Here is a 23966-nt window from a genome sequence, read left to right as displayed (position 1 = left end):
GTAGATAATAATCGGAATGTGCCGGGTATTTATACTACGCCCTCTTTATTGAAAAAAGGAAAGCAGGTGGAAGAGTATGGAGGGTAATGTTGTACTTACAATGCGGGATATTTCCAAGACATTTCCCGGTGTAAAAGCATTGCAGCATGTTGATTTTACACTTCGCAAGGGCGAGATTCACGCTCTGATGGGTGAGAACGGTGCAGGAAAATCTACACTGATCAAAGTTCTTACCGGTGTACATGAATTTGAAAATGGCGAGATCCGTCTGGATGGAAAAGACGGTCCGATTATCAATAGATCACCACAGGACGCACAGAATAATGGTATCAGTACTGTATATCAGGAAGTTAACCTTTGTCCGAACCTGACGGTGGCAGAAAATCTGTTTATTGGACGCGAACCAAGAAAAGCAGGATTTATTGACTGGCGTACAATGAACAAGCGTGCAACAGAATTGCTTGAAAGTCTTGAAATCGATGCTTCAGCAACACAGAAGCTGGAAGAGGTTTCTCTGGCAAGACAGCAGATGATCGCAATCGCACGTGCAGTTGATATGAAATGTAAGGTTCTGATCCTTGATGAACCAACTTCATCTCTGGATGATGATGAGGTTGCAAAGCTGTTCAAACTGATGAACAGACTGAAAGGAGAAGGCGTAGGTATTATTTTCGTAACACACTTCCTGGAGCAGGTATATGAAGTCTGCGACAGGATCACTGTTTTGCGAAATGGTGAACTGGTTGGAGAATATGAAGTCAAAGATCTGCCAAGAGTTATGCTTGTAGCCAAGATGATGGGTAAAGACTTTGATGATCTTGCAGATATCAAAGGTGATCATGCAGAACTCAAAGAGTTTATCCCGGTTATCGAAGCTGAGGGACTTGGCCATAAAGGAACGATCAAACCGTTCGATATGACGATCAATAAAGGTGAGGTTGTCGGATTTACAGGACTTCTTGGATCCGGACGTTCTGAACTTGTCCGTGCAATTTACGGAGCTGATAAAGCAGATTCCGGTAAATTGAAAGTAAATGGAAAAGAAGTAAAGATCCATGCTCCAATCGATGCAATGAAGCTTGGTATGGCATATCTTCCGGAGGACAGAAAGAAAGATGGTATCATTGCAGACCTGTCTGTGCGTGAAAACATCATTATCGCACTTCAGGCGAAAAAAGGTATGTTCCATCCAATGAGCAGAAAAGAGATGGATGAAGCAGCAGATAAATACATCAAGATGCTTCAGATTAAGACAGCAAGCCGCGAGACTCCGATCAAGAGTCTGTCAGGTGGTAACCAGCAGAAGGTTATCATCGGAAGATGGCTTCTTACAAATCCGGATTTCCTGATCCTGGACGAACCTACAAGAGGTATTGATATCGGAACCAAGACAGAGATCCAGAAGCTGGTACTTGATCTTGCAGATCAGGGAATGTCGGTTGCATTTATTTCTTCTGAAGTAGAAGAAATGCTCCGTACCTGCTCACGTATGGCAGTCATGCGAGACGGCAGGAAGGTTGGAGAAATTTCCGGTGATGAATTATCACAGGAAGGCATCATGAAAGCAATCGCAGGAGGTGAAGAGTAATGAGCACAAATAAATCAGGATGGAAAAAGCTTACCTCTATGAGGCTTTTCATGCCACTGGTATGTCTGCTTGCAATCATTATCGTAGCAACAATTACAATTCCGGGATTCTTAAGCATATCTCTTAAAAATGGAGTTCCATACGGATATCCGGTCGATGTTATCAACCGTGCGTCCGAGCTGGTTATCCTGGCTGTTGGTATGACACTTGTTACAGCAGCATCCGGAGGACAGGATATCAGTGTCGGAGCTGTTATGGCAGTTGCCGCAGCTGTATGCTGCCAGATCCTTTCCGGTGGAGAAGTATCTGTAAACTCTCTGTCAGCACCGATCATCGTTGCATTTCTTGCAGCACTGGTTGCTTCAGGAATCTGCGGTGCATTTAACGGATTTCTGGTTGCAAAGCTGAACATTCAGCCGATGGTCGCAACATTGATCCTTTACACAGCAGGACGTGGTATCGCACAGCTGATCACAGACGGACAGATTACATATATCCGTGTAAAATCTTACCAGGTATTCGGAAGCTACGTTGGAAAATTCCCGATTCCGATGCCGGTTGTAATTGCGATTATCGTAGTTATCATTGCATATGCAATTTTGAAAAAGACAGCTCTTGGACTTTACATCGAGAGTGTTGGTATTAACGGAACCGCATCCAGACTGGTCGGACTGAACTCAACCATGATCAAATTCCTTACTTACCTGATCTGTGGTGTACTTGCAGGTGTTGCAGGATTTGTGGCTTCCAGCCGTATCTATTCTGCAGACGCCAACAACATTGGTCTGAACCTTGAAATGGATGCCATCCTTGCAGTTTCCCTCGGTGGAAACGCCCTTGGTGGTGGTAAGTTCAGCCTGATGGGATCTGTAATCGGAGCTTATACAATCCAGGCACTTACAACAGTTCTTTACGGACTGAATGTATCAGCCGATCAGCTTCCAGTCTACAAGGCAATCGTTGTTGTAGTCATCGTTGTCCTTCAGAGCCCGGTATTCAAGAAATTTATTGCAGTACAGAAAGAAAAAAGAACATCAAAGGCTGCAGTGAAAGGAGGAGCTAACTAATGAAAGCAAAAGTATCCGGAACAAAAAAGAAAATTAACGGAACGACATTCCTCCTTATGATCACAATTTTACTGTTTGTTGTAATGTATGCAGCAGGTATGATCGTGTTCAACGATAAAGGTTTTGCGAAACCGCAGATGTTCCTGAACCTGTTCATTTCCAATGCAGGTCTTCTGGTCATTGCAATGGGTGAAACAATTGTTATGATCACAGCCGGAATCGATATCTCAGTTGGTTCCGTTACAGCACTTGTATGTATGGTTGCTGCAAACCAGATGGAAAATCACGGCGCAAGCGCTTATACAGCACTTCTTATGGCACTGGTGATCGGACTTCTCTTTGGTCTGGTTCAGGGATTCCTGGTATCTTATCTGGAGATCCAGCCATTCATCGTAACACTGGCAGGTATGTTCTTTGGACGTGGTATGACATCGATCATCAGTACAGATATGATTTCTATCAAAAATGCAACTTTCATGGCATGGGCTAAATACAAAATTTACATGCCGTTTGGTTCTTACAGTAAGAGAGGAAAATTCCTCCCGGCATATATTTACCCGACGGTTATCATCGCAATCATCGTTCTGATCGTGATCATGATCATTATGAAGTATACAAAATTCGGACGTTCTGTATATGCGATCGGTGGAAATGAACAGAGTGCACTTATGATGGGACTGAATGTTAAGAAAACAAAAATGTGTGCATACCTTCTGGACGGCTTCCTTGCAGGACTTGGTGGATTCCTCTTCTGTATGAACAGCTGTGCCGGATTCGTAGAGCAGGCAAAAGGTCTTGAGATGGATGCGATTTCATCCGCCGTTATCGGTGGTACACTGCTTAGTGGTGGTGTCGGAACTCCATTCGGAACCCTGTTCGGTGTATTGATCAAAGGAACGATTTCCAGCCTGATCACAACACAGGGAACACTTTCAAGCTGGTGGGTACGAATCGTACTTTCCGCACTCCTCTGCTTCTTCATCGTTCTGCAGTCTGTATTTGCAAGCCTGAAGAAGAAAAACTAAAGAAAGAACAGTACTTTAAACATTACAGGCGAAAAGAGAAAACGACGGGTATTGACGGAAACTTTTTAATTGCCTATAATAAAAAAGTAGGATTTAAACACCGGATGTTCATATCGTACATCCGGTGTTCTTTTTGTAAGTATTGAGTATAAAGTGGAAGGAGAAAGATAAGATATGAAAATTGGGATTGCGAATGACCATTCTGCAGTGGATATGAAAAAGCAGGTGGTAGAGTATCTTGTGGAAAAAGGATACGAAGTTGTCAATTACGGAACAGATTCTTATGAGAGCTGTCCTTATCCGAAATATGGAGAAAAGATTGGAAAAGCAGTTGCAGACGGAGAAGTGGATCTCGGAGTTGCAATCTGTGGTACCGGTCTTGGAATTTCAATGGCAGCCAATAAGGTTCACGGTGTTCGCGCAGCGGTATGTTCTGAACCATATACGGCAAAGATGGCAAGAGAACATAACAATGCAAATGTGATTGCGTTTGGTGCAAGAGTAATTGGAATCGAGATGGCAAAGATGATCCTTGATACATTTCTTGGTGCAGAGTTCCTTGGGGGACGTCACCAGGATCGTGTAGATATGATTATGGCGATCGAAGATAATCAGTAGAGTGGATGAAAAACAAAAAGAGCGGATAAAGGCAATGAAAAAGCTTTTATCTGCTCTTTTTGTGTATACGGTGAGCCAAGTGCAGATTTGTGGCTGCACAAGGTTCTGTATCTGGTGAAGGGAAGGTGTTACAGGAGTGCAGGAACCGGAAAAAGCTTGTTATACTTGTTTTGGTGGTGTCAAAAAACAATTCCATATTACTTAATGTTTTATAAGAAGTGTACAAAAGGTACAAAAAGAAGAATACAAGTTGGAACGGCAATAAAATGCAAATATGTATTCAAGTTGTACGCATATGATAAATACAACTTAGCAAAAACATACAAAAGTTGTACGATAATTTGTAACATATTACGGGTTGAAAATCAGGTGTTTTTTAAGGTATATTAGAGATAACGAGAGCAGGGGATTTGTACGTAAATCAGGGGGGATGAAGAAAAAAGTGAAAGAAACATCAGCAAAGTATGAAGGAATTGTAAGATGGATCCGAGAACAGATTGAAGCGGAAGAACTGCAGCCGGGAGAGCGGATAGAGTCGGAATACCAGCTTTGTGACCGTTTTGGGGTAAGTCGTCAGACCGTCCGACATGCGATCGCTGTTCTGGAAAAAGAAGGTATGATCGAGAAACGCCGTGGAAGTGGGACTTATATAAAGGAAAGTGGCATCATCGGGGTGAGACGAAAAAAGACGATGCAGATCGCAGTGATGACAACTTTTGTTCAGGAATACATTTTTTCTGGTATTATTCAGGAAATCGAGAACAAGATGTCAAGCGCCGGATATGGAATCCAGATTTCCATCACCAACAATTCTGTAGAAAAAGAACGTTTTATATTGAAAAGCATTCTGGATAAGAAAAGAGTGGATGGAATTATAGCGGAACCGACAAAGAGTGGTCTTCCTAATCCAAATCTTGATCTGTACAGGCATATCATGGAGCAGGGAATCCCGGTAATCTTTATCAACAGCTATTATCCGGAACTGAAAGCGCCGCATGTAAGTCTTGATGACAAGATGGCAGGAAAGATGGCGACGGAATATCTGATCCAGTGCGGACACCGTGAGATCGCAGCGATTTTCAAGGCAGATGACGGGCAGGGACACAGAAGGTATGCCGGTTATATCGAAGCTTTGATGGAAGCAGATATCAGGATCAAAGATGAACGGGTTGTCTGGATTGATACCGAAGATGTGCGCAATCGCAATATGCGTGAGGAAAGCAGCTGGATCTTAAGAAGGATCCAGGGATGTACGGCATGTGTATGCTACAACGATGAGGTCGCGAGCAGTCTTGCAGCGACATGTCTGGAACAGAAGATCAAAGTGCCGGACAAGATGTCGATCATTGGAATCGATGATTCTGATCTGGCAAATTATTGCGAAGTACCGCTTGCTTCTGTGAAAAATCCGATCCGGGAGCTTGCGAAGAAGGCAGCAGAAGAGATCCTTGATCTTATGCAGGAGAAAGAAGTGCCGGACAGTGTGGAACTGAAACCGGAGATTATCAACCGGAGTTCTGTAAAAATTATCAAATAAAAATATTTATCAAATCAAATATATTTTATGAAAGGAAAGGTAAAGAAAAAATGAGTGATGTAAAGAGTATGATCGAAGCAGGAAAGACTTCCCTTGGAATCGAGTTTGGTTCCACACGAATCAAAGCAGTTCTGGTAGGAGAAGATAATGCACCGATTGCTTCGGGAAGCCATGAATGGGAGAACCGTCTTGACAACGGTGTCTGGACTTACACGTTAGAGGATATCTGGACAGGTCTTCAGGACTGCTACAAAGATCTTGCCGAAGATGTGAAGAAGCAGTATGGCGTTGAGCTTACTACTGTCGGAGCACTTGGATTCAGTGCCATGATGCATGGATATATGGTATTTGACAAAGCAGGAGAACAGCTTGTACCGTTCCGTACATGGAGAAATACAATGACAGAGCAGGCAGCAAAAGAACTGACAGAATTATTCCAGTTCAATATGCCACAGAGATGGAGCGGAGCACATCTGTATCAGGCAATCCTGAACAAAGAAGAGCATGTAAAGGATATTGATTTTATTACAACGCTTGCAGGTTATGTACACTGGAAACTGACAGGGGAGAAAGTCCTTGGGGTTGGTGACGCATCCGGAATGTTCCCGATCGACAGCACAACACGTAACTGGAATAAAGAGATGCTTGCCAAGTTCGATGAACTGGTTGCACCGAAGGGATATCCTTGGAAAGTAGAAGATATCCTTCCGAAAGTCCTGGTTGCAGGTGAAAAGGCAGGAACACTTACCGAAGAAGGTGCAAAGCTTCTGGACCCAACAGGAAAGCTTCAGGCAGGCATTCCGGTATGCCCTCCGGAAGGTGATGCAGGAACCGGTATGGCAGCTACGAACAGCGTCAGAGTCCGCACCGGTAATGTATCAGCAGGAACCAGCGTATTTGCAATGGTTGTTCTTGAAAAAGCACTTGTGAAAGTACATGAAGAGATCGATATGGTAACAACACCTGCAGGAGATGCCGTGGCAATGGTTCACTGCAACAACTGTACTTCAGATCTGAATGCATGGGTAAATATTTTCAAAGAATTTGCAGAAGCATTCGGTATGAAAGTCGATATGAACGATCTGTTCGGAACTCTTTACAACAAAGCTCTGGAAGGTGACGCAGACTGTGGCGGTCTGATGTCTTATAACTTCTTCGCAGGAGAACCGGTTGTTGGATTTGACGAAGGACGTCCGTTATTTGTTCGTATGCCGGACAGCAAATTCAATCTTGCAAACTTCATGAGAGCAAACTTATATGCATCTCTGGAAGTCCTGAAAGTCGGAATGGACATTCTTCTGAAAGAAGAGAAAGTAGCTGTTGATGAGATCCTCGGACACGGCGGACTCTTTAAGACAAAAGGCGTTGGACAGAGCATCCTGGCAGCAGCACTTGACACACCGGTATCTGTTATGGAGACAGCCGGAGAAGGCGGAGCATGGGGAATCGCACTTCTTGCATCTTACATGAACAACAAGGCAGAAGGCGAGGCTCTGGATGATTATCTGGATGCAAAAGTATTTGCAGGACAGAAGGGTACAAAGATGAATCCGGATCCGAAGGATGTAGAAGGATACAATGCATTTATCGAACGCTTCAAGAAGACGCTTCCGATCATGAAAGCTGCAACAGAGACTATGAAATAGAACCCGAAATATTTTACATAAACACAGGAGGCTAAAGTAATGTTAGAAGAACTGAAAAAAGAGGTTTATGAAGCCAATATGCTTCTGCCTAAGTATGGACTTGTCACATTTACCTGGGGCAATGTCAGCGGAATCGACCGTGAAAGCGGGCTTGTTGTGATCAAACCGAGCGGTGTGGATTATGACAAAATGACAGCAGATGACATGGTTGTTGTAGACCTGGAAGGAAACCGCGTGGAAGGCAACTTAAATCCGTCTTCTGATACGGCAACACATCTGGAACTCTATAAAGCGTTCCCGGAGATGGGGGGTATCGTCCATACACATTCCCCATGGGCAACCAGCTGGGCACAGGCAGGAAGAGGAATTCCTTGCTACGGAACCACACATGCCGACTATATGTACGGTGAGATCCCATGTGTCCGCAATCTGACAAAAGAAGAAATCGACGAAGCATATGAGAAGAATACAGGAGTTCTCATTGTGGAACATTTCAAAGACACAGAATACATGGCAATGCCTGCAGTACTCTGCAAGAACCACGGACCGTTCACCTGGGGAACCGATCCTCACAATGCAGTTCACAACGCAGTCGTACTCGAAGAAGTAGCAAAAATGGCAGCCCGCTGTGAAATGATCAATCCAGACGTAAAACCTGCCCCACAGGAATTACAGGATAAACACTACTACAGAAAACACGGTAAAGACGCGTACTATGGACAATAAGCTATGAGGGCGAAAACCGGGAGATAGCTGGCGTCAGCTTGCTGACAGTTAGCTATCTTACGGTTTTCATGCGAATGCCAATGAGCATCGAACGAGCTGTGCTCGTGAGATGGCCCACATAGCGTAGTAAATCATTCGACACATGAATTTAGTGCGTTGCCTGTTCGGCGCACTTAGTGAGCGGGAGCGTATGCGACCGCGAGCTTAGTAAGACCGAACTTGTGTTGGGAAGATAGAGTAAATCATTCAGACAACACAGTCAGCTTGCTGACAGTTAGCTATCTTACGGTTTTCATGCGAATGCCAATGAGCATCGAACGAGCTGTGCTCGCGAGATGCGCCCACATAGCGTAGTAAATCATTCAACAAAGAAATTAAATAAAAAGGAGAATAAAAACATGTTAGTACAGAAAGATTACAAATTTTGGTTTTGCACAGGATCACAGGATTTATACGGAGATGAATGCCTCGCACACGTAGCAGAACATTCACAGATCATCGTAAAAGCCCTCAACGAATCAGGAATTCTTCCATACGAAGTAGTCTGGAAACCAACCCTGATCACGAATGAAGTAATCAGAAGAACCTTCAACGAAGCAAATACAGATGAAAACTGTGCAGGTGTTATTACATGGTGCCATACATTCTCACCGGCAAAATCATGGATCCTCGGATTAAAGGAACTGAGAAAACCATTACTTCATCTTCATACACAGTTCAACCGTGAAATCCCATACGACACCATCGATATGGACTTTATGAATGAGAACCAGGCAGCTCATGGCGACCGTGAATTCGGACACATTTTCACACGCCTTCATAAGAACCGTAAAGTCATCATGGGTTACTGGGAAGACAAAGAAATACAGGAAAGAATCGGTGACTGGATGCGTACAGCAGTTGGCGTCATCGAAAGCAGCCATGTACGTGTTATGCGTGTAGCTGACAACATGAGAAACGTTGCCGTAACAGAAGGTGACAAAGTAGAGGCTCAGATCAAATTCGGATGGGAAGTTGATGCTTACCCGGTAAATGAAGTTGCTGACGCAGTAGCTCAGGTTGGACAGGGCGATGTAAATGCTCTTGTTGAAGAATATTATGACAAATATCAGATCCTTCTTGAAGGAAGAGATGAAGCTGAATTCAGAAAACATGTAGCAGTTCAGGCTCAGATCGAACTTGGATTTGAAAGATTCCTCGAAGCAAACAATTATCAGGCAATTGTTACACACTTCGGAGATCTTGGATCACTTCAGCAGCTTCCGGGACTTGCAATGCAGAGACTGATGGAAAAAGGATATGGTTTCGGTGCGGAAGGTGACTGGAAGACAGCAGCTATGGTCCGTGTAATGAAGATCATGACACAGGGCAAGAAAGATGCAAAGGGAACTTCCTTCATGGAAGACTACACATACAACCTTGTACCTGGAAAAGAAGGCATCCTGGAAGCTCATATGCTGGAAGTTTGCCCGACAATCGCAGACGGACCGATCAGCATCAAGTGCCAGCCACTTAGCATGGGTGACAGAGAAGATCCTACACGTCTTGTATTTACAGCCAAAGAAGGACCGGCTATCGCAACATCACTTGTTGATCTTGGCGACAGATTCCGCCTGATCATCAACAGTGTAGACTGCAAGAAGACAGAGAAACCGATGCCGAAGCTTCCGGTTGCAACTGCATTCTGGACACCACAGCCAGACCTCAGAACAGGCGCAGAAGCTTGGATTCTGGCAGGTGGAGCTCACCATACAGCATTCTCTTATGACCTGACACCGGAACAGATGGGTGACTGGGCAGAAGAAATGGGAATTGAAGCTGTTTATATTGATAAAGATACAAAGATCAGAGATTTCAAAAATGAATTAAGATGGAATGAAGCTGCGTATAGAAAATAAATGGCAGCAGATGAATTCTAAGGAATAGAAAGCCGGGCAGAAGCACATTTAAAAGTGAACTGCCCGGTTTTTTACAACGTATAAAGTTCTAGGTAAAGTAAAAGTTGGAAAACAGAACAGTAAAAAAGTTAAATTTTACTAAAGTGATTTATTTCTCCGAAATGTGTGCTATAATGAATTAAATAAATTGCAAAGGAAAGTCATCAAGGGAAAATGCATTAAGGCAATATTGAAAGAAAATAAAAAGAAAGAGAAATAATGGGGAAGGACATGGCGACGATTAAGGACATTGCGGCAAAAGCGGGGGTTTCAATAGCGACAGTATCCAGAGTGTTGAATCATGATGAAACTTTGAATGCGCAGGAAGAAACAAAAAAAAGAATTTTTGAAATTGCGGAGGAATTAGAATACGAAGTACGCGCACAGAAAAAACGAAGGCGAAAACTGAAGATAGGTGTATTTTATTCTTATTCTCCTGAAGAAGAACTTCAAGATCCTTATTATCTTTGTATCAGACTTGCTATAGAAAAAAAACTGGAAGAAGAAGGATATACAAAGGTGATTGTGAAACTGGATGATTCGCCGGAGATGATCAACGGATTAGATGGTGTAATCTGTACTGGTACATTTACAAAAAAAATGGTAGAAGCAATAGAGATATGGGAATGCCCGGTTATATTTATTGATGCAGATCCAAACCCAAAGAGATTCGATTCAATTGTGGTAGACTATAGACGGGCAGTAGAAGAGATTGTTTCCTATCTGGTAGAGTGTGGACATACGAAAATAGGGATGATCGGCTGTCGAGAAGTTGATAAGGAGGGGGATGAAGTACTGGATACGAGAATACAGCATTTTCAAGACGCTTTGAAAAAACGGGGACTGTATCACCCGGAATATACAAAGTTTGGTGCTTATTATGCAAAATATGGATACAAACTTCTGAAAGAGTTTTACGAGGAAGGAAATCTGCCGACTGCTTTGTTTGTTGCGAATGATTCGATGGCAGCAGGAAGTTATCGGGCTGCATATGAACTTGGGCTTAAAATACCGGATGATATCAGTATTATTGGCTTTAATGATATCCCAACTGCGAAATACATGGTTCCTCCACTTACTACAGTGAGATTGTACATGGAGTTCATGGGAGAATATGCAGTAAAACTTCTGGAAGAGCGAATTATGCATGGAAGAGAGATTTGTGTAAAAGTTTCAATCCCGACTAAACTTTATATACGTGACAGTGTTAAAAAATTTTAATAAGGTAAAAAGTAAGAGGCTATGGAACGGAGTGTGTCCTATAGCCTCTTTATATATACAGATCGAGTAATGACAGATTGTTTGATTATGATTTTTTGATGAAAATAAAGAGTTAAAATCAACCAAGTAAAAATATATAATTTTATTTAAAATAAGATACGGTTTTACCAAGATAAAAATTGTGAAAAGTATATAAAAATATGGTGTAAATAATAGGTAAAATAGAGAAAAAATATTTATAGGGTAAAAAGTATTTACATTTAACCAGTAAAATAGTATATTGGTTTTACCAAATAAAATAAGTGAATCAAAGGAGGAAATGATTTATGAAGAGGAAAATTGCAGTAATGTGCGTACTTGCACTTACAGGAACAATGATGTTGACTGCTTGTGGAAACAAGAAAGACAGTAATGACGGAAAGACAAGTGACGGAAAGACAGCAATCCGTTTTGCAACATGGGATGTAGCTGATGATGTAGATGCTCAGCAGAAACTTGTAGATAAATTTAATGAGGAACATGATGATATTGAAGTAACACTGGAAGCATACGGAAGTGATTTTGATACAAAAATCAGTGCAGGTATGGGATCTGGAGATACACCGGATGTTATGTATATGTGGAACTATCCGGCATATGCAGATGGTCTTGAACCTCTGGATGAGTATATCGACAAAGAAGGCGATGACTATAAGAATGATTTCTACAGCACATTGTGGAATTACAACTCATTAGACGGAACAACATATGGTATTCCAGTGGGATTTACAACACATTCACTTTTCTATAACAAAGACCTTTTTGCACAGGCTGGTGTAGAAGAACCTACAGATGACTGGACATGGTCAGATCTTCAGGCAGCTGCCAAGACAATTGAAGAAAAGACAGGTCAGAAAGGTTTTGCATTCCAGATGAAACCAGATCCGTATGATTTTGAAATGTATCTGTGGAGCAATGGAACTGCTTATTGTGACGAAGACGGACAGATGGCAGGTCAGATTGATTCAAAAGAATCTCAGGAAGTATTTAAAATGTTCCAGGATATGGAAAAAGACGGATATGCAATTGCAACAGAAAAGAACGGAACTGATGAATTCCGTGCCGGTACAGCAGCAATGTATGTATATGGATCATGGTCAATTGCTTCTCTTAATGAGGATGGAATGAATTATGGTGTGGCAAAAATTCCTTCTTTTGACGGAAAGACCTCTGTAAGTATTCTGAGCTCTTCAGGACTTTCTATTTCAAAAGACAGCAAGAACAAAGATGCTGCATGGGAATTCGTAAAATACTGGACAGGCGAAGAATGCAACAAAGCAAGAATCGGTATGGAACTTCCGGTACTTAACAGTGTTGTAGAATCTGAGGGTATCATGGATGAACCAGAATATGCACCATTCTATGAGATGCTTGAGCAGAGTGACGGACATACTCCGGCAAGCTTCCTGATTGAAGACTGGTCAGAAATTTCAGAAAACCTCAGCTTATCATTTGAACAGATTTTCAATCCAAGCTCATACATGGATGTAAAAGATGTTTTAAAAGAAGCAGCAGACGCACAGTAATAGCATACAAACAAACCGGCGCCGGAACAATTTATGATTCCGGCGTCGATAAATAGGAGAGAAGAAAAATGAAGCAGAGAAAATTCCTGAAGACGGCCACACCGTATTTGTTTATTATGCCGTGGATTATCGGATTCCTTGTATTTACAATCGGTCCCCTGATTCTGTCTTTGATCATGAGCTTTTTTGACTGGCCGCTTACAACAGCGCCAACATTCAGGGGACTTGGGAACTATATTGATATGTTTACAAAGGACAAACAGTTCTGGAAATCCCTTATAATCAGTTTGAAATATGCGGCAATTTTCGTACCGCTTAACATGATTATTGCATTGTTCCTTGCAATGCTGATCACACAGCCGGTTAAAGGAGTAAAAGTATTCCGTACAATTTTCTATATTCCGGCAGTTATCTCAGGTGTAGCGGTTTCTATCATCTGGGGATGGATCCTCAACGGAGATTATGGTGTATTGAATTATCTGTTATCTCTTCTGGGAATCAAAGGACCGAAGTGGCTGGTTGATCCGGCATGGGCACTCCTTGCAGTTATAATTGCAAGTGCGTTTGGTGTTGGAACGATGATGCTTATCTTCTACACAGATATCAAAAATATTCCGGTTGATGTATACGAAGCTGCATCCATTGATGGAGCAGGTCCTGCAAGGAAATTTTTCAGTATTACACTTCCGATTATTACACCTACAATTTTATTTAACCTGATTACGTCAATTATCAGTTCTTTCCAACAGGTAACATTGGTTATGCTTCTTACCGGAGGCGGACCGCTTAAATCTACCTACTTCTATGGACTGTTTACATACAATAACGCATTCAAACATCACAAACTTGGATATGCCAGTGCAAACGCATGGGTAATGTTTATCATCATTCTGCTGCTGACTGCCGTGGTATTCAAGTCATCATCCGCATGGGTATTCTATGAGACAGAAGCTAAAAACAGCGGAGCAAAGAAAACAAAAAAGAAAAAAGGGGGTAGAAAGTAATGAAGATGTCTAAAAAATCAAAAATTGTAATTTACATATTACTCGGACTGGTAGCCATTTACTTTCTTGCACCGTTTATTTACATGCTGTTTTCTGCATTTAAGACAGAAGGAGAAGCAATTGCATATCCACCGAAACTTCTGCCGTCAGAATGGCATTTTGAGAACTTTATTAATGCATGGAAATCACAGCCGTTTGGAACATATCTTTGGAATTCAATTCTTGTAACAGTTCTGACAACAGTCGGACAGGTTCTTTCATGTTCACTGGTTGCTTATGGATTTGCAAGATTTAACTTTAAAGGGAAAAATATTCTCTTTATGATCCTGCTTTCAACAATGATGATTCCATGGGATGTTACCATGATTCCGCAGTACATGGAATTCAACTTATTCGGATGGATCAATACACTGAAGCCGCTGATCGTGCCGGCATGGTTCGGATCTGCCTATTATGTATTCCTGATGAGACAGTTCCTTATGGGAATCCCGAAGGATTTTGAGGAAGCAGCACGAATTGACGGCGCAAATCAGTTCCAGATTTACTGGAAGATTTTCATGCCGATCATGAAACCTTCGTTGATTCTTGTCGGTGTACTTAATATGCTGACTGTATGGAATGACTATCTTGGACCACTCATTTTCTTACAGGACAGAAGCAAATATACATTGGCACTTGGACTTGCTTCATTTAAAGGAGTTCACAGTACACAGATTATTCCGATGCTCTGTATTACGATTATTATGATTATTCCGCCGATCATTATTTTCATTATCGCGCAGAAATATATTGTTGAAGGAACCAGTGGTTCTATCAAATAGACAGGCGTATGGAGCGGTCAGGCAGACTGTATCTGTCTGACCGCTGTTGTTGTCTTATATGGGATACCGCTTGAGAGGAGAAAATTATGGCAAGAAAAACAGTAAAAAGATGGGAAGACCATCGGATTACCGGAATTGGGAGAAGAGAAGCACGAACGGCTTTTTATAAAGATTCGCAAAAGAAAATCAGTTTAAATGGGGAATGGAATTTTAAATATGTTGATGCACCGGAATTATCACCGGAAGGATTTGAACAGTCAAGGGCATGTGAAGGATGGGATAAGATTGATGTTCCGTCCGTATGGCAGCTTAGAGGGTATGACAAGATGCATTACACAGATGTGTTATATCCATTTCCGGTAAACCCACCGTATGTACCAGATGAAAATCCAACTGGAATTTATAAAAAGACAGTTGTATTAGATGAACAGTGGATGGAAAAAGACACGGTTCTGAAATTCCACGGTGTTGACAGTGCATTTGATGTATGGGTAAATGGAAACCATGTTGGATTTGGAAAAGTCAGCAGACTGCCTTCAGAATTTGACATTACCGGGTTTGTAAAAACAGGTGAAAATGACATTACCGTTCGTGTATATAAGTGGTCAGACGGTACTTATCTGGAAGATCAGGATATGTGGTGGTTATCAGGAATCTACAGGGATGTAGAACTGATCAATGAGGAAAAGAATGCAGTTCTGGATCTTCGGGTAAATGGAACACTGGATGACAGCTACAAAAATGGTCTTTTTACAGCTGGAATTACAATGAAACAGGCTGGTACAAATCTTGGCTGGAAGCTTTCTTATAAAGGAAAGACTGTTCTTGAAGGTGAACTTGTTTCAGAAGGAAAAGATATATGTATTGAGGCTGAGATTCCGGAAGTTCATACATGGACAGCCGAGACACCTGAGTTATATGAATTTACAGTAATGACAGAAAAACAGGAAGTAACAGTCAGATGTGGATTCCGCAAAATCGAGATCAAAGATAAGAACTTCCGTGTCAATAATCAGGTAATCCTTCTGAACGGAGTCAATCATCATGATTATAATCCAAGAGAAGGAAGAAGAGTGACAAGAGAGCAGATGGAATCAGATATTCGTCTGATGAAACAGTACAATATCAATGCTGTTCGTTGCTCGCATTATCCGGCAAATGAATATTTTTATGATCTGTGTGACGAATATGGACTTTATGTGATCAATGAAGCAGACCTGGAATGCCATGGATTTGAATGGGTAGAAAATTATACATGGATCACAGATGATGAGACATGGAAAGATGCCTATGTAGACCGCAGTGTCCGTATGGTAAAGAGAGACAGAAATCATCCATCGATTATTATGTGGTCTATGGGAAATGAATCCGCATTCGGATGCAATTTCCGCAGTGCAGCAGAAGCAATCCGTGAGTTGGATGATACCAGACTGGTTCATTACGAGGGAGATTTTGAGGCAGAAGTGACAGATGTATATTCTACGATGTATACCAGACTGAAAGGTCTCAAAGAGATTGCTGAATATCAGATCAAAGGGGATAAACCACACGTAATGTGTGAATATGGACATGCGATGGGAAACGGTCCTGGAGGATTAAAAGCATACCAGGATATGTATCGCAAGTACAAACGTCTTCAGGGTGGATTTCTCTGGGAGTGGTATGATCATGGAATTTACACTGAAGAAGAGGATAAGAAGTATTATAAATACGGTGGAAATTATGGAGATTTTCCAACTAATGGGAACTTCTGTATCGATGGGATTCTGATGCCGGACAGAACACCGTCTCCGGGAATGGAAGAATACAAACAGATCATTGCACCGGTAGAAATTATGGCTGTTGAAGGAAGCATGAGAAAAATTCAGATCCGGAATTATTATGATTTCCTGAATCTGGATACCGTAATGATTCACTGGGAAGTGAAGGCTGAAGATCAGACGGTACAGGAAGGAACTATTGAAAGACTTTCTGTTGCTCCACATGAAGGAAAGATCATTACCTTACCGCTTACTGCATTTGAATTACAGGCAAATACAGATTATTATCTGAATCTGACTGTATGCCAGAAAGAAGAAAGGAGCTATGCACCGGCAGGACATGAAATCAAGAAAGTTCAGATTCCGATGCAGATCCGAAAAGATGAATTTTCAGTAAGAGAAACAGCTGATAAGCTTCAGGTAACAGAAGGTCAGGGAGTTCTTACCGTACAGAACAGTCGTGTGACAGCAAAATTCAGTACTGTATTTGGAAAATTAGTTTCCTTTGGAAAAGATGGAAAAGAATATCTGACTGAAGGACCGAGGATGAACGTATATCGTGCAACAATCGATAACGATATGTACAAGAAAGAGGACTGGATGAATAAATATTTCATTCAGAAACCGGTAGAAGAGACAGAGTATGTCAGTTGCCAGGAAGAAGTCGATAAGGTGATCGTCCAGATCGGAACATTCTTCAGTTGCTATAACCAGTCCTGGGGATTTGAATGTGACTATACATATGAAATCTATTCATGTGGTCAGATGAAAGTTGAACTGCAGGGTAAGGCAGTGCAGAGAGGAAAATTGGAACCGGCATTCTTCCCACGAATCGGCATTGTTATGAAGGGAAATAAAGACTTCCAGAAGACAATGTGGTATGGTATGGGACCTGGTGAAAGCTATGTAGACAGCAAGGCTGCATCTGTTATGGGAGTTTATGAAAATACAGTCGACGGAATGATGACAGATTATGTGTTCCCACAGGAAAACGGACATCGTGAACAGGTAAAATGGTTCCGTATTGGAGATGGAAAAGATGGTCTGTTATGCAAGATGGAGGAGAAGCTTGGTCTGAACCTTGCAAATTATACCGATGAAAGTCTGGAAAAAGCACAGCATCCATTTGAAATTGAGAAAGCGGATGATGTGATTATCCATCTGGATTATCGCCAGTCAGGACTTGGAAGCAACAGCTGTGGAGAAGAACAGTTGGAAGAAAATAAAGTAAAACTTCAGGATTTTGCAATGGCATTTACTGTACAGGCAGCAGAATGCGGAACCGAAATCCGGGAAGCAAGAAAACAGTACATCGATTAAGAATAAAGGAGACAATCATATATGAGCAGAGAAATGTTTTCAGAAAATCTGAGAAACAGATTACATAGCGATGAATGGCTCATCTGGCAGGATCAGTATGAGGCAAAAGAGAATCTCAAATATGAGAGTTTGTTTGCACTTTCCAATGGCTACCTTGGAATCCGGGGAAGTCATGAGGAAGGAACAAAGATTACACTTCCATATCTTTATATCAATGGAGTGTTTGACAAGTCAGAGACATTTATGCGTGAACTTTCCACACTTCCGAACTGGCTTGGAATCAGACTTTATGTAGAAAAAGAATTGATTGGAATTGAAGACTGTGAAATTTTGGAATTTTCAAGAGTGCTTGATATGAAAGGAGCTTTTCTTGGAAAAAGAGTTCGTCTGAAGGACTCAAAAGGAAGAGAGACTTTGATTGAAGGAATCCGGTTTGTGAGCAGAAATAATGTACACCGGATGGGAATTCGGCTTTATGTGACACCGCTCAACTACAGTGGAATTATTGAAGTAGAAAGTATTATTGATGGTACGATCATTAATTTTTATGATGCACCACGCTTTAAGGTAAAACATACTTATATGACAGCGAATGAAAAACTGGCAGCAGATGGCTGTTATGTGGAAGTTGCAACCAGAGAAAATCATCTGCATGTAGGTTGTGGATGCCGTATCGAAGCTTATGCAGATGGAAAACAGATTCTTGGAAACAGAATGATAAGCAGATTCGGTGAGCAGAGTGTGGAATTTGGTGACATCCATGTAGAAGAAGGAAAAGAAGTAGAAATCGTAAAATATGTTTCGATGTATACAGAAAGAGAATGCCCGGCTTATGCCCTTCATACAACAATCGAAAAAGAAATTGAAGGATTTGTTGAAACGGGATTTGATCAGGAACTGAAAGCACATGAAGATGTTTATAAGAATATGTGGGAAAATGCAGATATTCAGATTACAGGGGATGATGAATTGAACCGTGCAGTCCGTTTTAACATCTTCCATCTGATGAGTACGGGAAATGAACATGATGACCATGTGAATGTTGGGGCAAAGCTTTTGACAGGAGAAGAATATGGTGGACATGCTTTCTGGGATACCGAACTTTTTATGCTTCCGTTTTTCTCATGGGTATTTCCGAAGACTGCACAGAATCTGGAAAATTACAGATACCATCTTCTGGACGCAGCGCGTGCAAATGCACATAAGAATGGATATGAAGGAGCACAGTATCCGTGGGAGTCAGCAGATGACGGGACAGAGCAGTGCCCGGACTGGACCATCGAACCGGATGGAACCTGTTATAGATGTTATGTTGCGGTATATGAACATCATGTAACAGCAGCAGTTGCTTATGGAATCTATAATTATGTTAAGATCACACAGGATATGGATTTCCTTTACAGTAAAGGAGCGGAGATTCTGACAGAGACAGCAAGATTTTGGGCAAGCCGCTGTGAGTACAACAAAGAGCAGGATCGTTATGAAATCAATCAGGTAACGGGACCAGATGAATGGCATGAACCGGTTAATAATAACCTCTATACCAATTATCTGGCGAGATGGAATCTCGGATATGTTCTTTCACTGCTTGCATCAATCGAGAAAGAGAATCAGGAAGCGTATGACATCCTGATCGAAAAGACAGGACTTACAGAGGCGGAAACTGCACACTGGAAAGAAGTGCAGGAAAAGATGTATCTGCCAAGAAAAGAAGGCACAAGACTTCTGGAACAGTTTGAAGGATATTTCGAGCTGGATAATGTAACAATCGAAAAATATGATGAGAATGACTGGCCAGTACGTCCGGAAGCACTTAAGACAAAAAGGGCAAGAGAGACACAGATCAATAAGCAGGCAGATGTTGTTATGCTGTTGCACCTTATGGGAAATGAATTTGATGAAGAAACAATTAAAGAAAACTACGCTTATTACGAAAAGCGTACACTTCATGGTTCTTCATTGAGTCCGAGTATTTTCTCTGTTATGGGGCTTAAAGTAGGGGATGATTCAAAAGCATATCGGTATCTTCGCCGCGCAGCCTTTATTGACCTGTTAAATATGCAGGGAAATACAAGAGAAGGAATCCATGCGGCAAATACTGGTGGAGTATGGCAGACAATTGTATTTGGATTTGCAGGTGTAGCGCAAAGAGAAGATGGTATGTTGAAAGTTCATCCGAATATGCCAAAGGAATGGCAGGGATTAACATTCCGTCTGCATTATAGAGGGGCATGGCTTGAAATCACGGCAGATAGTAGTAATCAGGCAAAGGTCAGTCGTCTTGCAGGAGAACCTGTAGAAGTTGAAATAAATGGAAAAGTAACAACAATCTAAAAAGAGACGGGAGGATATATGATGAAAAAATGGCTGGCAATCGGAGGACTTATACTGGTTACGGTCATATGGGGAGGCGGCTTTGTCGCAAGTGATATGGCACTGGGAAGCATGAAGCCTTTCCAGATTATGATGGTAAGATTTTTGCTGGCATCTGTGTTGATGGGGATGATCAGCATGGGACAGCATAAAAAAGAAGGGAAACTTGAGGACCGCGCAGGTGCAATAAAAGCAGGTATTCTGATGGGAATTGCACTTTTTGCAGGATTTGCACTTCAGATTATCGGTCTGCAATATACAACACCTTCCAAAAATGCATTCCTTACAGCACTGAATGTAGTTATAGTGCCGTTCATTGCATTTATAATTTTGAAGAAGAAAGTAGGCATGAAAGGAATCATTGGAGCAATCATGTCCGTTATTGGAGTAGCACTGCTTTCTTTGAATGGAAATCTTACACTGAGTCTGGGAGATGGTCTTACACTTCTCTGTGCGGTAGGATTTGCGTTCCAGATCTTTTTTACCGGAGAATTTGTGAAAAAATATCCGGCATCTGTACTGAATATGGTGCAGATGATCACAGCATTTGTATTATCGGCAGTCAGTCTTGTGATTTTTGGAGAGACCGATTTTCAGGTCACAACACAGGGATGGTTAAGTGTTTTGTATCTGGGTGTAATCAGTACGACTGTATGTTATCTGCTCCAGACCGCATGCCAGAAGTATGTAGATGAGACAAAAGCAGCGATTGTACTTTCAATGGAATCTGTATTTGGAACGATTTTTTCTATCATCATTCTGCATGAAGTGATTACACTTCGCATGGTGATCGGATGTGCGATCATCCTGGCCGCTGTCATCATTTCTAACTTGTCTGAAACAGAAGGAGAAGCAAAAGATGAAGAAATACAATGCAGTAATTTTTGATTTGGATGGAGTAATCTGTCATACTGATAAATATCATTATCAGGCATGGAAAGCAGTTGCAGATGAACTGGGAATCTATTTTGATGAAGAAATCAATAACCGGCTCAGAGGGGTGAGTCGTATGGAAAGCTTTGAAATTATTCTGGAACGCTATGAAGGAGAAATGAGCGAAGAAGAGAAAGAATGCTGGACAACAAAGAAAAATGATATCTATAAAGAACTTCTGAAAAATATGAGTCCTGCAGATCTGTCTGCAGAAGTAAAGGAAACATTGGATGATCTTCGTGCGAATGGACATAAACTGGCGATTGGATCATCCAGCAAAAACGCAAGATTTATTCTCGGGCAGTTGGGACTTGGAGAGTATTTCGATGCAATTTCAGACGGAAATAATATTTCAAAATCAAAGCCGGATCCGGAAGTATTTGTGAAAGCAGCAGAGTATGTAGACGAACAGGCTGATAAGTGTCTGGTTGTAGAAGACGCAAAAGCAGGGCTGCAGGCAGCAATCGCAGGGGGAATGGATTGTGCTGCTATCGGGGATGCAGTTGCAAGTGGACTTGGAACCTATAATCTGTCTGCATTTGCAGATCTTCTGAAAGTTACGGCTAAGTAAGAAAGAAGATGAGTAGAATGAATGAAAAATTTTTAAAGAACCTTCTTAACAGTATTTCTGTATCGGGTTATGAGGAGCAGGTGCAGGATGTTGTAACAGAAGAAATGAAAGAATATACAGATGAGATTCGCCGTGATGAGATGCAGAATCTGACATGTATTCTGAATCCGGAAAGCGATGTACGTATCATGCTTTCGGCCCATGCAGATGAAATCGGACTTATGATTTCGAACATCCGGGAAGATGGAAGACTGCAGGTGATCGACAGAGGCGGAATTGTTCCGGCAACTTATCCGGGACGTCAGGTGCGTATCAAGACAAAAAACGGAGAGGTTTACGGTGTTGTCGAAGCATATCGTGATTTGTTCAAAGAAGAAAATCTGGGAACAAAGCATTTTCTGATCGATATTGGGGCGAAAGATAGAGAAGATGCGTTAAAGAATGTAAGTCTGGGAGATCCGATTGTTCCGGATACACATATTCGTAAGATGACAAATGGTAAATTTACAGCCAGAGCATTGGATGACAGACTTGGTGTTTATATCATTATGGAAGCAATCAAGAGAGCGAAAGAACTTGGATGTAAAGTTGGTGTCTATGGAGCTTCTACAACTGGAGAGGAGACAACGAAAACCGGAGCTTTCTGGACAAGTACACGGATTAATCCGACACTTGCGATTGTTGTGGATGTGACTTACACAAGCGACTGCAGTGGAATGGATCCGGCTGAGATGGGAACGGTTCTTCTGGGGGGTGGACCGGTTCTTTGCAACAGTCCGATCGTGGTAAAAACTTTAAATGTCAAAATGGAAGAATGTGCAAAAAAAGTAGGAATTCCAGTTCAGAGAGAAGCTGCAAGCAGGCTTAGTTATACGGATGGAGATAAGATTCATTTTTCAAATCAGGGAGTACCGATGGTATTGGTATCAATCCCGCTTCGTTATATGCACATGCCTGCAGAGGTAGCAGATGAAAAAGATGTGGAAGGTTGTGTAGAATTGATTGCACAGTTTCTTGCAAACTATAATGCGTAAAAAATACAAAAACGGTATTTANNTAAATACCGTTTTTGTATTCTGTCCTGTGAATGAATCAAACGCACATCCACAGGGACAGGATTTAGAAAAATACATTTCCCCCAACGTTGATCCCGGACACACCGGTACTTGCGCTTCGGAACTGGTAGCATCCGCTTACGGATGCGAGCCGTGCGCCTCCGAGAGCCTCCTGAGCGACCTGATAGCATAAGGATACAGGTCCGCTTTGCAGGACGCGGCTTAAGCTTCCATCCCAGGTTGGAGCAAACTGTCCGCTCTGGTAGACGACACCGCTTATAGTGTTCGGATATGCAGGACTTTCCATACGGTTCATAATGACCGTTGCAACGGCGAGAATACCGTCATAGTTGTATCCGCCGGCTTCGCACTGCAGGATTGCAGCAAAAAGAACAAGGTCGGTTGTCTCAGCAGGTGTATCCGGAACTGTGATCGTCGTATTACCGCCGGAACTACCGGAATCCGTGTTCCCGGAGCTGCCTGAGGTATTGCTTGCAGCAGCTTCTTCCTGCTTCTGCTTTTCGGCAGCGGCTTCTTCTTCCTGCTTTTTCTTAAGTGCAGCAGCAGCGGCTGCCTGCGCTTCTTTTGCTTTCGCCAGTGCTTCGGATGAAGCCTGAAGCTCACCGGAAGTAGAGGAAATCTTGTCATTCAGTTCCTGTTCCTGTTGGTCGAGATTTGTTTTCATCTCTGCCAGAGAAGCCTGCTCTGCTTTCAGATCAGCGTCTTTCTTCGCGACAAGATCGTGAACCTGTTGTAATTCATCCAGCATATTTCGGTCGTATTCTGTAATGTTCTTGACAAATTCTGCTTTGTTTAGAAAATCTCCCATGCTTTCGGAAGAAAAGATGATCTGTAACAGGGAAGTATTTCCCGATTCATACATATATTTGATTCTTTTCTTCATAGCAGCGTACTGTAACTGCTCGTCCAGCTTTGCGGCGGCAAGATCCAGTTCTACTTTCTGTACGGAAGCATCCGTATCCTCAATTTTTGATGCAAGATCTGTGATCTCAGCGCTGAGACTTGTGAGGTCCTGATTCAGAGAGTCGAGCTGGTTCTGAAGACCGTTTGTCTGCTTTTCGAGAGAGTCTACAGTGTCATCGGCGTAAGCTTTTGTAAATGGGGAACAGACCAGGGCAGCGGTAAGGAGTGCGATGGTTGTCCTTGAAAATGCTTTTAACCTTTTCTTCATAATTCTT

At 42.0% G+C, this 23966-nt stretch carries 18 protein-coding genes; 17 read left to right on the top strand and 1 reads right to left on the bottom strand.

The genetic code is table 11. The features are described 5' to 3' along the window. The first annotated feature begins 76 nt into the window (after nucleotides 1–76). The 17 genes from ACYQ5K_RS00355 to ACYQ5K_RS00275 all read left to right on the top strand — a co-directional run bounded on the left by ACYQ5K_RS00355 (nucleotide 77) and on the right by ACYQ5K_RS00275 (nucleotide 22746). A complete protein-coding gene (locus ACYQ5K_RS00355; protein ID WP_459777154.1) occupies nucleotides 77–1588 on the top strand; it encodes a sugar ABC transporter ATP-binding protein in 1512 nt (503 codons plus the stop codon). Continuing rightward, complete coding sequence (locus ACYQ5K_RS00350; protein WP_459777153.1) at nucleotides 1588–2655, top strand: ABC transporter permease; 1068 nt, start codon at nucleotides 1588–1590, stop codon at nucleotides 2653–2655. The genes ACYQ5K_RS00355 and ACYQ5K_RS00350 overlap by 1 nt, the downstream gene beginning before the upstream one ends. Further along, nucleotides 2655–3680: an ABC transporter permease subunit gene (locus ACYQ5K_RS00345; protein ID WP_178025577.1), complete on the top strand. Its 1026-nt coding sequence runs from the start codon at nucleotides 2655–2657 to the stop codon at nucleotides 3678–3680. Before ACYQ5K_RS00350 ends, ACYQ5K_RS00345 begins: the two co-directional genes overlap by 1 nt. 174 nt (nucleotides 3681–3854) lie before the next feature. Further along, nucleotides 3855–4298 (top strand): ribose 5-phosphate isomerase B, encoded by a 444-nt coding sequence (rpiB, locus tag ACYQ5K_RS00340; protein ID WP_173687315.1) that lies wholly within the window; start codon nucleotides 3855–3857, stop codon nucleotides 4296–4298. A 430-nt stretch (nucleotides 4299–4728) separates the two neighbouring features. Next, nucleotides 4729–5835, top strand: coding sequence for a GntR family transcriptional regulator (locus tag ACYQ5K_RS00335; protein WP_179963079.1), 1107 nt, complete (start codon nucleotides 4729–4731; stop codon nucleotides 5833–5835). 50 nt (nucleotides 5836–5885) lie between these two features. Next, nucleotides 5886–7481: a xylulokinase gene (locus ACYQ5K_RS00330; RefSeq protein WP_173687316.1), complete on the top strand. Its 1596-nt coding sequence runs from the start codon at nucleotides 5886–5888 to the stop codon at nucleotides 7479–7481. A gap of 39 nt (nucleotides 7482–7520) precedes the next feature. After that, nucleotides 7521–8207 carry an L-ribulose-5-phosphate 4-epimerase gene (gene araD, locus ACYQ5K_RS00325; protein WP_173687317.1) on the top strand — a complete coding sequence of 229 codons (687 nt, stop codon included), beginning with the start codon at nucleotides 7521–7523 and terminating at the stop codon, nucleotides 8205–8207. A gap of 398 nt (nucleotides 8208–8605) precedes the next feature. Next, nucleotides 8606–10105: an L-arabinose isomerase gene (gene araA, locus ACYQ5K_RS00320; RefSeq protein WP_173687318.1), complete on the top strand. Its 1500-nt coding sequence runs from the start codon at nucleotides 8606–8608 to the stop codon at nucleotides 10103–10105. A 270-nt stretch (nucleotides 10106–10375) separates the two neighbouring features. Continuing rightward, nucleotides 10376–11365 carry a LacI family DNA-binding transcriptional regulator gene (locus tag ACYQ5K_RS00315; protein ID WP_173687319.1) on the top strand — a complete coding sequence of 330 codons (990 nt, stop codon included), beginning with the start codon at nucleotides 10376–10378 and terminating at the stop codon, nucleotides 11363–11365. 326 nt (nucleotides 11366–11691) lie between these two features. Continuing rightward, nucleotides 11692–12930: an ABC transporter substrate-binding protein gene (locus tag ACYQ5K_RS00310; RefSeq protein WP_173687320.1), complete on the top strand. Its 1239-nt coding sequence runs from the start codon at nucleotides 11692–11694 to the stop codon at nucleotides 12928–12930. Between the two features lie 68 nt (nucleotides 12931–12998). Then, nucleotides 12999–13934, top strand: a complete 936-nt coding sequence (locus ACYQ5K_RS00305) for a carbohydrate ABC transporter permease (protein WP_173687321.1) — start codon at nucleotides 12999–13001, stop codon at nucleotides 13932–13934. Then, nucleotides 13934–14755, top strand: a complete 822-nt coding sequence (locus ACYQ5K_RS00300) for a carbohydrate ABC transporter permease (RefSeq protein ID WP_117823731.1) — start codon at nucleotides 13934–13936, stop codon at nucleotides 14753–14755. Before ACYQ5K_RS00305 ends, ACYQ5K_RS00300 begins: the two co-directional genes overlap by 1 nt. An 86-nt stretch (nucleotides 14756–14841) precedes the next feature. After that, nucleotides 14842–17835 (top strand): glycoside hydrolase family 2 TIM barrel-domain containing protein, encoded by a 2994-nt coding sequence (locus ACYQ5K_RS00295; protein ID WP_173687322.1) that lies wholly within the window; start codon nucleotides 14842–14844, stop codon nucleotides 17833–17835. Nucleotides 17836–17856: 21 nt separating this feature from the next. Then, nucleotides 17857–20169 carry a glycoside hydrolase family 65 protein gene (locus ACYQ5K_RS00290; protein WP_173687323.1) on the top strand — a complete coding sequence of 771 codons (2313 nt, stop codon included), beginning with the start codon at nucleotides 17857–17859 and terminating at the stop codon, nucleotides 20167–20169. 21 nt (nucleotides 20170–20190) lie between these two features. Next, entirely contained in the window at nucleotides 20191–21096 is a 906-nt protein-coding gene (locus ACYQ5K_RS00285) for a DMT family transporter (protein ID WP_173687454.1), read from the top strand. Beyond that, nucleotides 21068–21712, top strand: coding sequence for a beta-phosphoglucomutase (pgmB, locus tag ACYQ5K_RS00280; RefSeq protein WP_022220168.1), 645 nt, complete (start codon nucleotides 21068–21070; stop codon nucleotides 21710–21712). The genes ACYQ5K_RS00285 and pgmB overlap by 29 nt, the downstream gene beginning before the upstream one ends. 17 nt (nucleotides 21713–21729) lie before the next feature. Continuing rightward, on the top strand, nucleotides 21730–22746 hold the full coding sequence (locus ACYQ5K_RS00275; protein WP_173687324.1) for a M20/M25/M40 family metallo-hydrolase: 1017 nt from the start codon (nucleotides 21730–21732) through the stop codon (nucleotides 22744–22746). 85 nt (nucleotides 22747–22831) lie between these two features. On the opposite strand, the gene ACYQ5K_RS00270 is transcribed toward ACYQ5K_RS00275, so the two are convergent. After that, nucleotides 22832–23959, bottom strand: coding sequence for a cell wall hydrolase (locus ACYQ5K_RS00270; RefSeq protein ID WP_173687325.1), 1128 nt, complete (start codon nucleotides 23957–23959; stop codon nucleotides 22832–22834). Between the last annotated feature and the right edge of the window lie 7 nt (nucleotides 23960–23966).

The organism is Allocoprococcus similis (genome assembly GCF_054660775.1).
The sequence above is the reverse complement of the archived record's forward strand: the minus strand, read 5'-3'. Positions and strand labels throughout refer to the sequence as shown.